15 protein-coding genes and 1 tRNA gene are annotated in these 13933 nt (G+C 71.9%); 12 read left to right on the top strand and 4 right to left on the bottom strand.

Going from position 1 to position 13933, the window contains the following annotated elements; translation table 11 throughout:
* Positions 1 to 198: 198 nt before the first annotated feature.
* The 6 genes from ACFY15_RS22040 to ACFY15_RS22065 all read left to right on the top strand — a co-directional run bounded on the left by ACFY15_RS22040 (position 199) and on the right by ACFY15_RS22065 (position 4744).
* Complete coding sequence (locus ACFY15_RS22040) at positions 199 to 624, top strand: DUF3052 domain-containing protein (protein ID WP_042819086.1); 426 nt, start codon at positions 199 to 201, stop codon at positions 622 to 624.
* A 214-nt stretch (positions 625 to 838) separates the two neighbouring features.
* Positions 839 to 1297 (top strand): peroxiredoxin, encoded by a 459-nt coding sequence (locus tag ACFY15_RS22045; protein WP_390689173.1) that lies wholly within the window; start codon positions 839 to 841, stop codon positions 1295 to 1297.
* 122 nt (positions 1298 to 1419) lie between these two features.
* Entirely contained in the window at positions 1420 to 1995 is a 576-nt protein-coding gene (locus ACFY15_RS22050; RefSeq protein WP_042816748.1) for a TerD family protein, read from the top strand.
* A 121-nt stretch (positions 1996 to 2116) separates the two neighbouring features.
* The gene (locus tag ACFY15_RS22055; protein ID WP_344155774.1) at positions 2117 to 2692 is read left to right on the top strand and encodes a TerD family protein; all 576 of its coding nucleotides are present in this window, start codon (positions 2117 to 2119) and stop codon (positions 2690 to 2692) included.
* Positions 2693 to 2717: 25 nt separating this feature from the next.
* Complete coding sequence (locus tag ACFY15_RS22060; protein WP_390689139.1) at positions 2718 to 3854, top strand: DUF475 domain-containing protein; 1137 nt, start codon at positions 2718 to 2720, stop codon at positions 3852 to 3854.
* A gap of 140 nt (positions 3855 to 3994) precedes the next feature.
* A complete protein-coding gene (locus ACFY15_RS22065) occupies positions 3995 to 4744 on the top strand; it encodes a Tellurium resistance (RefSeq protein ID WP_366453147.1) in 750 nt (249 codons plus the stop codon).
* A gap of 24 nt (positions 4745 to 4768) precedes the next feature.
* On the opposite strand, the gene ACFY15_RS22070 is transcribed toward ACFY15_RS22065, so the two are convergent.
* The gene (locus ACFY15_RS22070; RefSeq protein ID WP_390689140.1) at positions 4769 to 5548 is read right to left on the bottom strand and encodes a TerD family protein; all 780 of its coding nucleotides are present in this window, start codon (positions 5546 to 5548) and stop codon (positions 4769 to 4771) included.
* A gap of 194 nt (positions 5549 to 5742) precedes the next feature.
* On the opposite strand from ACFY15_RS22070, the gene ACFY15_RS22075 reads away from it, so the two are divergent.
* The 4 genes from ACFY15_RS22075 to ACFY15_RS22090 are packed head-to-tail and all read left to right on the top strand — an operon-like array spanning position 5743 to position 10926.
* On the top strand, positions 5743 to 6927 hold the full coding sequence (locus tag ACFY15_RS22075; protein ID WP_390689141.1) for an HpcH/HpaI aldolase/citrate lyase family protein: 1185 nt from the start codon (positions 5743 to 5745) through the stop codon (positions 6925 to 6927).
* 29 nt (positions 6928 to 6956) lie between these two features.
* A complete protein-coding gene (locus ACFY15_RS22080) occupies positions 6957 to 9452 on the top strand; it encodes a phosphoribosyltransferase (protein ID WP_390825971.1) in 2496 nt (831 codons plus the stop codon).
* Positions 9449 to 10270 (top strand): HAD family hydrolase, encoded by an 822-nt coding sequence (locus tag ACFY15_RS22085; protein WP_390825972.1) that lies wholly within the window; start codon positions 9449 to 9451, stop codon positions 10268 to 10270. Before ACFY15_RS22080 ends, ACFY15_RS22085 begins: the two co-directional genes overlap by 4 nt.
* A complete protein-coding gene (locus tag ACFY15_RS22090) occupies positions 10267 to 10926 on the top strand; it encodes an O-methyltransferase (protein WP_390689144.1) in 660 nt (219 codons plus the stop codon). Before ACFY15_RS22085 ends, ACFY15_RS22090 begins: the two co-directional genes overlap by 4 nt.
* A gap of 70 nt (positions 10927 to 10996) precedes the next feature.
* Here the strand turns inward: ACFY15_RS22090 and ACFY15_RS22095 are convergent, their stop codons facing one another.
* From ACFY15_RS22095 to ACFY15_RS22105, 3 genes are all read right to left on the bottom strand, one after another.
* Positions 10997 to 11200, bottom strand: a complete 204-nt coding sequence (locus ACFY15_RS22095) for a zinc ribbon domain-containing protein (RefSeq protein WP_390689145.1) — start codon at positions 11198 to 11200, stop codon at positions 10997 to 10999.
* A gap of 9 nt (positions 11201 to 11209) precedes the next feature.
* On the bottom strand, positions 11210 to 11914 hold the full coding sequence (locus ACFY15_RS22100; protein WP_390689146.1) for a DUF4383 domain-containing protein: 705 nt from the start codon (positions 11912 to 11914) through the stop codon (positions 11210 to 11212).
* A 152-nt stretch (positions 11915 to 12066) separates the two neighbouring features.
* The gene (locus ACFY15_RS22105; RefSeq protein ID WP_390825985.1) at positions 12067 to 13395 is read right to left on the bottom strand and encodes a hypothetical protein; all 1329 of its coding nucleotides are present in this window, start codon (positions 13393 to 13395) and stop codon (positions 12067 to 12069) included.
* A 21-nt stretch (positions 13396 to 13416) separates the two neighbouring features.
* Between ACFY15_RS22105 and ACFY15_RS22110 the strand changes: the two genes are divergently transcribed.
* Together ACFY15_RS22110 and ACFY15_RS22115 are read left to right on the top strand one after the other, a co-directional pair.
* Positions 13417 to 13491: transfer RNA gene (locus tag ACFY15_RS22110), tRNA-Val, on the top strand.
* Positions 13492 to 13688: 197 nt separating this feature from the next.
* Positions 13689 to 13916, top strand: a complete 228-nt coding sequence (locus ACFY15_RS22115) for a hypothetical protein (RefSeq protein WP_390825973.1) — start codon at positions 13689 to 13691, stop codon at positions 13914 to 13916.
* The last annotated feature ends 17 nt before the right edge of the window (positions 13917 to 13933 follow it).

Below are 13933 nucleotides of genomic sequence, written 5' to 3' on the forward strand. Positions count from 1 at the left end.
GAATGGTGTGGGATGAATCACCGGTGGTCCCCTCGGGAACCCTGAAAGTTGCGGCGAGACGGCCGCAATCGTCACCGTTTCGACGGTCTCGGCGGCCGGGTACTTGCGCGATCCGCCGCGCCCGTGTGGACTACGCCCAATGCTGCGCGTACGCGCGCCGCCGAAAGACATTCACCGAACATGAGCAGGAGGCACCCCGTGAGCGCGACCGCGGACCACGCGGAGAGCCTGGCCGCCCGGCTGGGTTTCCAGTCCGAACAGGTGGTCCAGGAGATCGGCTACGACGAGGACGTCGATCAGGAATTCCGTGAAACCGTCGAGGACCTCGTCAGTGAGCTCGCCGACGAGGACTACGACGACGTCGCCGACGCGGTGCTGCTGTGGTTCCGCGACGAGGACGGCGATCTGACGGACGCCCTGGTCGATGCGACCGAGCTGGTCGAGGACGGCGCACTGATCCTGCTGCTGACCCCCAAGACGGGCCGTGACGGCTACGTCGAGGCCAGCGACATCAGCGAGGCCGCCGAGACCGCCGGTCTCTCGTTGGCCAAGGGCCTGCCCGTCGGCAAGGAGTGGACCTCCACCAAGCTGGTGACGCCGAAGGCGGCCAAGTCCAAGCGCTGAGCCGCTCCCCGCAGCCAAGTGGGACGCACACCCCGCGGGCCCGGATCACACCGGGCCCGGCGGGGTGTGCGCGTTCCGGGCCCCGCACCGCCGCCGGCCGTGCCCGTCGCGGCGCGCCGCGCCCGTCGGCGGCCCGATCGGCCGGGACCGGCCTTAGGGTGGGTCTCACCCGAACGGCCCCGTGCGGGACCACAGGAACGAAGGGATGCGAGAGATGGCGATCGAGGTCGGACACAAGGCCCCGGACTTCGAGCTCAAGGACAACCACGGCGCCACCGTGCGGCTCTCCGACTTCCGGGGGGAGAAGGCCGTCGTGCTGCTCTTCTACCCGTTCGCCTTCACCGGCGTGTGCACCGGCGAGCTCTGCGAGCTGCGCGACCAGCTGCCCCGCTTCCAGAACGACGACGTCCAGCTGCTGGCCGTCTCCAACGACTCCGTGCCGACCCTGCGCGTCTTCGCCGACCAGGAGGGCCTGGAGTACCCGCTGCTCTCCGACTTCTGGCCGCACGGGAAGACCTCCCGCGCGTACGGCGTCTTCGACGAGGAGAAGGGCTGCGCGGTCCGCGGCACCTTCGTCATCGACAAGGACGGCGTCGTGCGCTGGAGCGTCGTCAACGGGCTGCCCGACGCCCGTGACCTGAACGAGTACATCAAGGCCCTCGACAGCCTCTGAGGACGCCCGGACGGGTTCGCCGTGAAAACCGCCTGTGGGCGGGAACCCGTCACTAGGATCTAAACGTTGATCCGTTAGCAACGCACGCGGGGCACCGCCCCACACACACCAATGGAGGACTCGTGGGAGTCAGCCTCAGCAAGGGCGGCAACGTCTCGCTGACCAAGGCCGCGCCCAACCTGACGGCGGTCATCGTCGGTCTGGGCTGGGACGCCCGCACCACCACCGGTGTCGACTTCGACCTCGACGCCAGCGCGATCCTGACCAACGACCAGGGCAAGGTCGCCACCGACTCGAACTTCGTGTTCTTCAACAACCTGAAGAGCCCGGACGGCTCGGTCGAGCACACCGGTGACAACCTGACCGGCGAGGGCGAGGGCGACGACGAGGCGATCAAGGTCAACCTGGCCGGCGTCCCCGCCGACGTTGCCAAGATCGTCTTCCCGGTCTCCATCTACGAGGCCGAGAGCCGCCAGCAGAGCTTCGGCCAGGTCCGCAACGCCTACATCCGCGTCGTGAACCAGGCCGACAACAGCGAGCTCGCCCGCTACGACCTCTCCGAGGACGCCTCCACCGAGACCGCCATGGTCTTCGGCGAGCTGTACCGCAACGGCGCGGAGTGGAAGTTCCGCGCCATCGGCCAGGGTTACGCCTCGGGTCTGCGCGGTATCGCGCAGGACTTCGGCGTCAACGTCTGAGCCGAGAGAAGTTCGTACGTCCGGCGCCGTGCACCTCTGTGTACGGCGCCGGACCGGCTTTGCCACCATGGAGCCGGGTGGCGCGGCCACCATCACCACGTCGTTCGGGGAGGACCACATCATGGGCGTCACACTCGCCAAGGGGGGCAACGTCTCCCTGTCCAAGCAGGCACCGAACCTCACCCGGGTTCTGATCGGCCTCGGATGGGACGCGCGCTCGACCACGGGGGCCGACTTCGACCTCGACGCCAGCGCGCTGCTCTGCCGCGACGGCCGGGTGCTCGGCGACCAGTACTTCGTCTTCTACAACAACCTGAAGAGCCCCGAGGGATCTGTCGAGCACACCGGCGACAACCTCACCGGCGAGGGCGAGGGCGACGACGAGTCGATCATCATCGACCTCACGAAGGTCCCGGCCCAGGTCGACAAGATCGTCTTCCCCGTCTCCATCCACGAGGCGGACAGCCGCCGGCAGAGCTTCGGCCAGGTCAGCAATGCCTTCATCCGTGTGGTGAACATGGCGGACGACCAGGAACTCGCCCGCTACGACCTGACCGAGGACGCCTCCAGCGAAACGGCGATGATCTTCGGCGAGGTCTACCGCTACGGGGGCGAATGGAAGTTCCGTGCGGTGGGACAGGGGTACGCGTCGGGCCTGCGGGGCATCGCTCTAGACTTCGGGGTCAACGTTTCGTAAAGCCGTACAAGACGATGGGGTGCCAGTGGTTCTCAAAACCTTCGGCTGGTCGTTCGCAGTCACTGCGCTCGGTCTGGCCGCAGCGGTGTTCTACGGGGGGTGGACCGCTTTTGGGATCGTGGCGATCCTGACGATCCTCGAGATCTCGCTGTCCTTCGACAATGCGGTGGTCAACGCCGGAATCCTGAAGAAGATGAATGCCTTCTGGCAGAAGATCTTCCTCACGGTCGGCGTCCTCATCGCCGTGTTCGGCATGCGCCTGGTCTTCCCCGTCGTGATCGTCGCGATCAGCGCCAAGATCGGGCCCCTCGAGGCCGTCGATCTCGCGATGACCGACAAGGACAGATACCAGCAGCTCGTCACGGACGCCCACCCGTCCATCGCCGCCTTCGGCGGCATGTTCCTTCTGATGATCTTCCTCGACTTCATCTTCGAGGACCGCGACATCAAGTGGCTCGCCTGGCTGGAACGCCCGCTCGCCAAGCTCGGCAAGATCGACATGCTGTCCGCGTGCATCGCGCTGATCATCCTCGTCATCACCTCGATGACCTTCGCCACCCAGGCCCACCAGCACGGCGGGGTCCACGTGGACAAGGCGCAGACCGTCCTGATCTCCGGAGTCCTCGGCCTGATCACCTACATGATCGTCGGAGGCCTCTCCGGCTACTTCGAGAACAGACTGGAGGAAGAGGAGGAGGCCGAGCACGAGGCGGAGGAAGCGGCCAAGAAGAGCGGCAAGCCCGTCTCGGCCGTCGCGATGGCCGGCAAGGCCGCGTTCTTCATGTTCCTCTACCTCGAGGTCCTCGACGCCTCCTTCTCCTTCGACGGGGTCATCGGCGCCTTCGCCATCACCAACGACATCGTGCTGATGGCCCTCGGCCTCGGCATCGGTGCCATGTACGTCCGGTCGCTCACGGTCTACCTGGTCCGCCAGGGCACTCTCGACGACTACGTCTACCTGGAGCACGGCGCGCACTACGCCATCGGCGCCCTCGCCGTGATCCTGCTCGTCACCATCCAGTACGAGATCAACGAGGTCATCACGGGCCTCGTCGGCGTCGTGCTGATCGCCTGGTCCTTCTGGTCCTCCGTGCGCCGCAACAAGCGGCTGGAGGCCGAGGGCGGCGACGGAGAGCCCGCGGAGGTCGGCGCCGGGGTGTGACCCGGCCCCGATTGCGGAACGCTCCTACACGAGCCGTCTCTTCACCGGCGGGGGGGGGGGGGGGGGGGCCCCCCCCCCCCCCCCCCCCCCCCCCCCCCGCCGCATATCCGCGCACGGACCGACCAGGGGGGTTGGGGTACATGGGGTTCTTCGACGGGTTCTTCGACGGGGTCAGGGGCGCCCGCGCCATGCGGTTCGACTCGGGCAACGCCTCGTCGAACGCCATCGAGCTGACCAAACGGCAGCCGACCGTCTCGCTCACCAAACAGCAGGCCGTCCACGGCAACCTCCGGGTGAACCTCTCCTGGCGGATGCGCACCTCGGACATCGGCGGCCGCTCCGGCCAGAGCGGGCAGCTCTTCCGCCACCCGTTCAAGCTGTTCAAGCCCGACATGGTGCAGGCCCACACCCAGGGCATGGTGAACGTCGACCTCGACATGGGGTGCCTGTACGAGCTGGCGGACGGCACCCGCGGCGCCGTACAGCCGCTGGGCAACCTGCTCGGCGACCTCAACGACCCGCCGTACGTGAAGCTCAGCGGGGACGACCGGTTCGGCTCCCCCTCAGGGGAGACCCTCTACGTCAACCTCGACCACGCCGACCAGATCAAGCGGCTGCTGGTCTTCGTCTACATCTACGACCAGACCCCGGCCTTCGACCGCACGCACGCCCTCGTCACCCTCTACCCGACCGCGGGCCCGAGGATCGAGATCCCCCTGGAGGAGCGCCACCCGCAGGCCCGCTCCTGCGCGGTGGTCTCCCTCCAGAACGTCAAGGGCGAGCTGGTCGTCCGCCGCGAGGTGAAGTTCGTGTACGGGTTCCAGGCCGAGCTCGACCGGCTGTACGGCTGGGGGCTCCAGTGGGGCCGGGGCTACAAGACCAAGGCCTGAGCCCCGGCGGCGGCGCCCCGGCCGTCAGCGGCGGATGAACTGCGGGCCCTGCACCGGCAGCCGGAACGACGGGTCCCCGCCCGGCGCCGGCACGGGCACCGGGGAGACCTGCTGCGGGTAGCCGTAGGCGGGCTGGACGGGCGGCGGGGCCTGGGTGACCGAGGCGGGCGCCGGCGGGCGCATGGCGGCGGTCCGGTCGTCCCCGGCCCCCGCGGCGGCCGGGGGAGCCGCGGGGGCGCCCTCGGCGGCCTCGCCGGCGTTCTCGTCGACGGAGATCCCGTGGTCCGTCGCCAGCCCCACCAGGCCGTTGGAGTAGCCCTCGCCCAGCGCGCGGAACTTCCACCCCTCGCCCCGGCGGTAGAGCTCGCCGCACATCAGCGCCGTCTCGGCGCCCGTCTCCGGCCGCACGTCGAAGTGGGCCAGCGGCTCCGCCCCGGCGCCGGGGGAGGCGTCGTAGAGCTGGATGCGCAGGTCGTGCACCCGCTGGAAGGGCACGTCCTCGGCGGAGGCCACCACCAGAATCCGGTCCACGGCCGGGGGGACGGCCCGCAGATCCGCCTGGACCGCGTCGGTCACCCCGTCGCCCACCTGCTTCTTGCCCAGGCGCCAGACGGACCCCGAGGGGTGGCGGGGCTGGTTGTAGAACACGAAGTCCTCGTCCGAGCGCACGCGCCCGTCCGCCCCCACGAGCAGCGCGGAGGCGTCCACGTCCGGCACCTCGGGCCCGGTGGTCCAGCGCAGCACCGCCCGGACCGCCGTGGCGGCCACCGGGATGTTCGAGCCCTTCTGCATCGCGTGCGTCATGCCCGTCATCCTGCCCTCCCGGGCGGGGGAGGAACAATGCGGCCCCCCGTAGGGCCTTGTCCGGAACGGTGGAGCTGGGCATGGTGCGAGAGGGTTACCGGAACTTCATGTGCTTGAGGAACTCTTGACTCACGTTCGTACGTACTATTACCGGCCACGCCAGTCGGGCCTCTGAGGCAGTACGGGGGAAGCACATGCGTCACTTCGGGCATATATCGCCCACGGTCCGTGAGGGCCTCTTCCACCAGGAGCCCGCCGAGTTCACCCTGGCCTCACCCGCCCGCACGCTCGCCGCAGCGCTCGGGGCCACCCTCTACAGCCCGGCCACCCGGCCGCGCCTGGCCGCCGACATCCGCAAGCAGGCCGGCCGCGGCGTGGTCTCGATGGTCCTCTGCCTGGAGGATTCCATCAGCGACGCCGACGTGGTCGACGGCGAGGAGAACCTCGTCCGCCAGTTCGCCGAGCTCGACGCCGGACCCGGTGCGGACGCCGCCGCCGGAGAGCTCCCGCTCCTCTTCATCCGCGTCCGCACCCCCGAGCAGATACCCGACCTCGTCCGCCGCCTCGGCGCATCCGCGCGGAACCTGGCCGGATTCGTACTTCCGAAGTTCACGGCGGACCGGGGGACGGGCTTCCTCGACGCCGTGGCCCACGCCGAGGCCGTCAGCGGCCTGCCCCGGCTGTACGCCATGCCCGTGCTGGAGACCCCCGACCTCCTCCACCTCGAAACCCGGGCCGGGGCCCTCGCCGGCATCTCGCGCACCGTCGACCGCCACCGCGAGCGCGTCCTGGCCCTGCGCCTGGGTGTCACCGACTTCTGCTCCGTGTACGGACTGCGCCGCACCCCCGACATGACCGCGTACGACGTCCAGATCGTGGCCGGCGTCATCGCCGACGTGGTCAACGTCCTCAGCCGCGCCGACGGCACCGGCTTCACCGTCACCGGCCCCGTCTGGGAGTACTTCCGCAGCCAGCAGCGCCTCTTCAAGCCGCAGCTGCGCCGCAGCCCCTTCCTGGAGGAGGGCGTCGAGGAACTGCGCACCGCCCTGATCGAACACGACCTGGACGGGCTGCTGCGCGAGGTCGAGCTGGACCGCGCCAACGGGCTGCTGGGCAAGACCTGCATCCACCCCGCCCACGTCACGCCGGTGCACGCGCTGTCGGTGGTCTCCCACGAGGAGTTCAGCGACGCCCAGGACATCCTGCGGCCCGAGCGCGACGGCGGCGGCGTGATGCGTTCCGCCTACACGAACAAGATGAACGAGGTGAAGCCCCACCGGGCCTGGGCCGAGCGCACCATGCTGCGCGCCGAGGTCTTCGGTGTGGCGAAGGAGGAGGTCGGCTTCGTCGACCTCCTGACGGCCGGGCTCAAGCTGTGAGCGGGCCGCAGCGGACGACGAGGACGGCGATGAAGGGCAAGACGATCGACGCGCAGTGGCCGGGGACCTGGGTGGCGCAGCGGCTGGGCGTACGCCTGGAGGGTCCGGCGGGCGAGGGCCCGCAGGGCGCGGCCCGGCTCGCCGAACTGCTCGGGCTCGCGCTGCGGCGCAACCCCAAGCGCGCCCACCTGCTGGTCTCCCAGGTGCTGGGCAAGCACGTCCCGCAGTCCCCCGCGACCGTCTACGCCGCCGGATACGGGCTCGGCGAGCGGGTCCGGGAGCTCCTCGGCGACCGCTCCGCCTCCGCCCTGGTCCTCGGCTACGCCGAGACCGCCACCGGGCTGGGCCACTGCGTCGCCGACGGCCTGGGCGCGGCCCCGTACCTGCACTCCACGCGCCGCCCGGTGCCCGGCATGCGGCCCGCCGGCGGCTTCGAGGAGGCGCACTCGCACGCCACCTCGCACCTGCTGCTGCCCGAGGACCCGAAGCTGCTGGCGGGCGACGGGCCGCTGGTCCTCGTCGACGACGAGTTCTCCACCGGCAACACCGTCCTGAACACCATCCGCGACCTGCACGCCCGCCACCCGCGCCGCCACTACGTGGTCGTCGCCCTCGTCGACATGCGCTCCGCCGCCGACCGGGACCGTCTCACCGCCTTCGCCGCCGAGCTGGGCGCCCGCGTCGACCTGGTCGCCCTGGCCTCCGGCACGGTCTGCCTGCCGGAGGGCGTCCTGGCCAGGGGCCAGGCCCTGGTCGAGGAACACGAGGCGCGGGGCACGGCCGGGCCCGCCTTCGGGGGCGACACCGCGAGGGGCCCCGCAGGGGCCCCGTACGCCCGCGTCGCCCTCGAGTGGCCCGCCGGGGTCCCCGACGGGGGCCGGCACGGCTTCACCCCCGGCCACCGAGAGGCGCTGGAGGCGGCCCTGCCCGCCCTCGCCCGGCAGGTCGCCGCCGGGCTGGGCGAGCGGCCCGGCCGGGTCCTCGTCCTCGGCAACGAGGAGCTGATGTACGCCCCGCTGCGCCTGGCGGCGGCCCTGGAGGAGTCGGGGGCGGCGGACGAGGTGCGCTTCTCCTCGACCACCCGCTCGCCCGTCCTCGCCGTCGACGACCCCGGCTACGCCATCCGCACCCGGCTCGTCTTCCCCGCGCACGACGCTCCGGCCGACGGTCCCGGCGACCGCTACGCCTACAACGTCGCGGGCGCCGGCTTCGACGCCGTCGTCGCCGTCGTGGACTCCGCCGGCGACACCCCCGGCCTGCACACCGGGCTGCTCGCCGCCCTGGCCCCGCACACCGGCCGCGTCGTGCTGGCCGTCGTCCCCTCGTACGCGCCCGGCATACCCGACGCGCCCCACCGGCAGGAGCCGACCATGTCCGAGCCGACCCTGCCGGAGCCCCTGCGGGGGCCCGCCTTCTCCTCGTACGCCCCCGAGGACGTCGGCTGGCTGCTCCAGGACCTCTCCGCCGTCGAGCTGGAGGCCCCGACCGAGGAGCGCGAGGAGGCCATCCAGGCGGGCGGCGCGCACTACGCCGAGTCCCTGCCCGTCGAGTACCAGCCCTCCGAGCGCTACCAGAAGCTCTACCAGGACGCCCTGACTGCCTCCGCCGCCCGCGTGGCCCGCGCCGTCGGCACCGTCACCGAGACGGTGCTCGCGGAGCGCTCCCCCTCCCCGGTACTGGTGTCCCTGGCCCGCGCCGGAACCCCCGTCGGCGTGCTGATGCGCCGCTGGGCCGCCGCCCGGCACGGCCTCGACCTGCCGCACTACGCCGTCTCCATCGTGCGCGGCCGCGGCATCGACGCCAACGCCCTGCGCTGGCTCGCGGCCCATCACGACCCGGCCGACGTGGTCTTCGTGGACGGCTGGACCGGCAAGGGCGCCATCACGCGCGAACTGCGCGAGGCCCTGTCCGGCTTCGAGGGCTTCAACCCGGAGATCGTGGTCCTCGCCGACCCCGGCGCCTGCGTGGAGACGTACGGCACCCGCGAGGACTTCCTGATCCCCTCCGCCTGCCTGAACTCCACCGTCTCCGGACTGGTCTCGCGCACGGTGCTCCGCTCCGACCTGGTCGGCCCCGACGACTTCCACGGCGCGAAGTTCTACCGGGAGCTGGCCGGCGCCGACGTCTCGGGCGCCTTCGTGGACGCCGTCGCCGCCCGCTTCGACGAGGTCGCCGAGGCCGTCGACGCCGAGGTCAAGGAACTCCTCGCCGCCGACCGCACCCCGACCTGGGTGGGCTGGGCGGCGGTCGAGCGGATCAGCGAGGAGTACGGCATCCACGACGTGAACCTGGTCAAGCCCGGCGTCGGCGAGACCACCCGTGTACTGCTGCGCCGCGTGCCGTGGAGGATCCTGGCCCAGCGCGGCGCCGGCGCCGACCTGGACCACGTCCGCCTGCTCGCCGGGCAGCGCGGCGTGCCGGTCGAAGAGGTCGACGACCTCCCGTACACCTGTGTAGGACTCATCCACCCCCGCTTCACGCGCGGCGCCACGGGCGCCGACGGAAAGGCAGTGGCAGCCAAGTGACCGTCCTCGTAGCCAGTGACCTCGACCGCACGCTCATCTACTCGGCGGCCGCCCTCGGCCTGACCATGCCCGACCCGCAGGCCCCCCGGCTGTTGTGCGTCGAGGTGCACGAGGGCAGGCCGCTGTCCTTCATGACGCAGACGGCGGCGGCGCTGCTCGCCGAACTGGCCGCCGGCCCGGCGGTGGTGTTCGTCCCGACCACCACCCGTACGCGCAAGCAGTACCAGCGGATCCGCTTCCCCGGACCACCGGCGCCGTACGCGATCTGCGCCAACGGCGGACAGCTGCTGGTGGACGGCGTGCCCGACCGCGACTGGCGGCGCGTGGTGGCCCGGCGGCTCGCCGAGGAGTGCGCCCCGCTGGAGGAGGTCCAGCAGCACCTGCTGGACGTGTCCGACCCGCAGTGGCTGCGCAAGGCCCGGGTCGCGGAGGACCTCTTCGCGTACCTGGTCGTCGAGCGGGCGCTGGTCCCCGACGAGTGGCTCAAGGCCCTCACCCGCTGGGCCGAGGAGCGGGGCTGGACCGTCTCCCTCCAGGGCCGCAAGATCTACGCCGTGCCGCGCCCGCTGACCAAGAGCGCCGCGATGCGCGAGGTCGCCCGCCGCACGGGCGCCCACACCACCCTCGCCGCCGGCGACTCCCTGCTCGACGCGGACCTGCTGCTGGCGGCCGACCGGGCCTGGCGGCCGGGACACGGCGAACTGGCCGACGCGGGCTGGACGGCGCCGACGGTGACGGCCCTGCACGAGGCCGGTGTACTCGCCGGTGAGGAGATCGTCCGCTCCTTCGGCCGGGCGGTTGCGACACTGGCCGCATGACCAAGGGCAACAGCACCAAGATCACCGACGAGCTCTACCGCTACGTCCTCGCGCACAATCCCCCGCTGGACGAGATCCAGCGGGGGCTGGTCGCCACCACCTGGGAGAAGTTCCCCGAGTCCGCCGGCATGCAGTCGGCGGAGGAGCAGGGGCCCCTGCTGGCCTTCCTGGTCCGGCTGACGGGCGCGAAGCACATCGTGGAGGTCGGCACCTTCACCGGCTTCTCCGCCCTGTCCATGGCCCAGGCCCTCCCGGCGGACGGCCGCCTGATCGCCTGTGACGTGTCGCAGGAGTGGACCGCGTACGGCCGCGAGGCCTGGGAGGCGGCCGGCGTCGCGGACCGCATCGACCTGCGCATCGCCCCCGCCCTGGACACGCTGCGCGCCATGCCGGCCGAACCGCACGTCGACCTGGCCTACGTCGACGCGGACAAGCAGAACCAGATCCTCTACTGGGAGGAGCTCGTACCGAGGATGCGGCCGGGCGGGCTGATCGTCACGGACAACACCCTCTTCCACGGGACGGTGCTCGACGAGTCGCCCGACAGCAGGGGTGCGAGCGTCCGCGCGTTCAACGAGCACGTCATGGCGGACACCCGCATGGACTCCGTCCTGCTGGCCGTCTCGGACGGCCTCACCCTGTCGCGCAAGCGCTAGCACCGGGACGGCCGGCCGGCGGGAGCCGGGACGACCTGGCCGACGGGGGGCCGGGCGCCCGGGGCTCCGTTCAGCAGCAGCCGCCTCCGCCGCAGCAGCCCCCGCCGGAGGGCGCGGGGGCGGCGCCGGTCCCGCCGACGGCGACGGCGGAGAGCAGCTTCACGGTGTCGGCGTGCCCGGCCGGGCAGTCGGCGGGCGCGGACGACTCGGCCATCGGACGGCTCACCTCAAAGGTGTCGTCGCAGGTCCGGCAGCGGTATTCGTAACGAGGCATGCGCACAGGCTACAGAGCCGCCGCCCCGCCACGGGCCCGTTCCTCCCGGGCGGCCTGCTCGGGGTGGCGGGCCCGCCAGTACGGGTTGTCGTGGGGGAGGGCGCTGCCCACCCGTCCGTACATCCCGAACCACATCAGCATCACGCCGACGACGAAGCTGAACAGCACGTTCTGGATCTTGAAGGCCAGGACGTTCAGCCCGGTGTCCAGCAGGGCCAGGTTGACGAACCCGCTGGCGATGAAGAGCAGCCCCAGCGTGATGTTGAGGGTGGAGGCGAAGGTCCCGCCGATCACCATCCCGGCGACGAGCAGGGCCCCGATGCAGATCGACAGCACGCTCAGCGCACCGTTGGTGTTCAGGGCCAGGACCGTGTCGCCGCCGGTGTCGAAGAACCCGATCCGGTGGACCAGTCCCAGGATCCCGAAGACGATCAGCAGCAGGCCCGTCAGCCCGGCGCCGACCCGGTAGACCTTGCTCAGCTTGTGGTCGATGGGCAGGTGTTCGTCGAGGCTGGCGTTGACGGGGTGCAGCATCCGCTGCACCAGCCCGGGGCCGTGCGGTGCGGGGGGCGGCCCGTAGGGCTCGTGGGGCACGTAGGGCGCGTAGTGCTCGTGCGGCTCGGTGCACCCGTAGGCCGCGTGCGGCGCGTACGACTCCCGGGGCGCGGGGGATGCGTGGCGCTCGCGGGGCCTGTGGAAAGTTCGGGCAGCCATGGCGCCCTCCTCGGTTCCGTTCCCGGCACCCTCCAGCATCCGCCGAAGCCCGCCCCCGGACAACTCCGCCCACCTTCCCGTCCCGGCCGGCGCCATCCCGGGCAGGCCGCCCGCGGCACAGGCCGGTCCGCCGTTAGCCCGTCGGCCGGTCCTCAGTCGCCGGCGCGGCGGCCCCGCATGTCGGCCACCACCCGGGCGACCGCCGCCCGTACCTCCTCCAGCTCCTGGAGGAAGTGCCAGTAGTCGGGGTGGCGGCCCTCCAGCCCGGCGAGCGCCCGCTCCATCCGGGCCACCGACTCGTCCAGCGGCCGCGCGTGCCGAGGATCGGGCACGCTGCGGCCCTCCATCGCCAGGCGCTGCGCGTCCCGGATCGCGAACCGGGTCCGCCGCACCTCCGCCTGCGGGTCCCGGGCCACCGCCTCCAGCCGCGACAGCCGGTCCTGCGCGGCCGACACCGCCTCGTCGGTGGCGTCCAGTCCCGTACGCACGGCCTCGACCAGAGCCGCCACATCGGCCCAGCGCTGCTCCTCGCGCGCCCGGCCCGCCTCCGCCAGGCGCTCCTCGGCCTGCGCGACATCCCGTACGGCCTGGTCGGGGACGTGCTGGAGGTCCTGCCAGCAGGCCGCGCTGAACCGGCGGCGCAGCTCGCTGAGCACCGGATCCACCCGGTCCGCCCGGTTGCGCAACGCCTGCGCCCGGGTCCGCAGGCTCACCAGCCGCCGGTCGATCTCCGCCGCACGCTCCGGCAGGCGCTCCGCCTCGGCCTGTACCGCCTCCGCGTCCCGCAGGATCCGGTCGGCCCGCTGCACGGTCTCCTGCACCCCGTGCTGCGCCGCGCCCTGGTTCAGCTTCGTCAGCTCGGGCCCCAGCGCGGCCAGGCGCGCCGCCAGGTCGTCGGCCCGCATCCCCGTGGCCCGTACGGCGTCCAGCGCGTCGCTCGCGGCCAGCAGTGCCGCCTTTGCTCGCTCCCGCGCCGGCGCCACCCGGGCCAACTGCGTCTCCGCCTTGTCCAGCAGCGGCTGCAGCCCCTGCGTGAACCGCTCCAGCTCCCCCTTGACCCGGACGAGTTCGTCCCGGGCCCGCGTCAGCTGCTGCCTGGCCTGCCCGGCGACGGACCCCTCCAGGTCGACCCGGTCCAGGTCGTGCGCGTCGACCGCCTCGATGTAGGTGTGGCTGACCTCGTCGATGCGCCGCCCGAGCGCGGCGAACCCCTCGGCGGCCTGCCGCGCGGCGGGAGAACCGTCGGCGGCGGCGATGGTCTCCATCGAGATCCGCAGGTCCCGCTGGGCGGTGTCCAACTCGTAGAACGCGGCCGCGGCGGCGTCCTTGGCCGCCTGGGCATCCGCCCGCCGACTCTCGTCCCGCCCGCCGAACCACCGCCGGGGTGCCGTCGTCACAATCCCTCTCCCGTGCCCCGTCCGCCAAGCTCCGGTCCATTCTCCCCCAAGGCAACGGGTTTGCGTGGGGGGTGCGCCCTCCATGTAGGCTGTCCACTCGTCCACGGGTGCGTAGCTCAGGGGTAGAGCGCTGCTCTTACAAAGCAGATGTCGGCGGTTCGAAACCGTCCGCGCCCACCAGTCGTGAACGCGATGAAGGCCCAGGTCACCCGTTGTTTGGGGGAGCCTGGGCCTTTCTTGTTGTGTCCGGGGGCGGTGGGCGGGTTCGTCACGTCACGGTTTTCCGGGGCGTGACTCGGGGTGTCGCCCGCGGGCTTGGTTGAGGTCCGGTCGCGCCGGTTTGGCGGGGCGACGGGAACGGGAGAGGAGCAGCAGTCATGTCCCATCGCGTCCAGACCGCGGGGTCCGCCCCGGTGAAGCGGCGGATGTTCCGCTACAGCTTGGTCCTGACCTCGGCCGCCTTCGTCGCCGCCGGTATCGCGTCCCTGTGGGTGCCGGCGGCGCCGGCGTCGGCGGCGAGCCTGCCGCGGGGGAGGCCGGCCGTCGGGACCGGTGTGCTCCCCGTCGACAGCGGGCCGGGTCTCCTCGGCGTACCTGGGAGGTGATCCCCGTCTGCGAGCCC

The sequence above is a fragment of the Streptomyces sp. NPDC001373 genome (genome assembly GCF_042895815.1).
Lineage (GTDB): Bacteria > Actinomycetota > Actinomycetes > Streptomycetales > Streptomycetaceae > Streptomyces.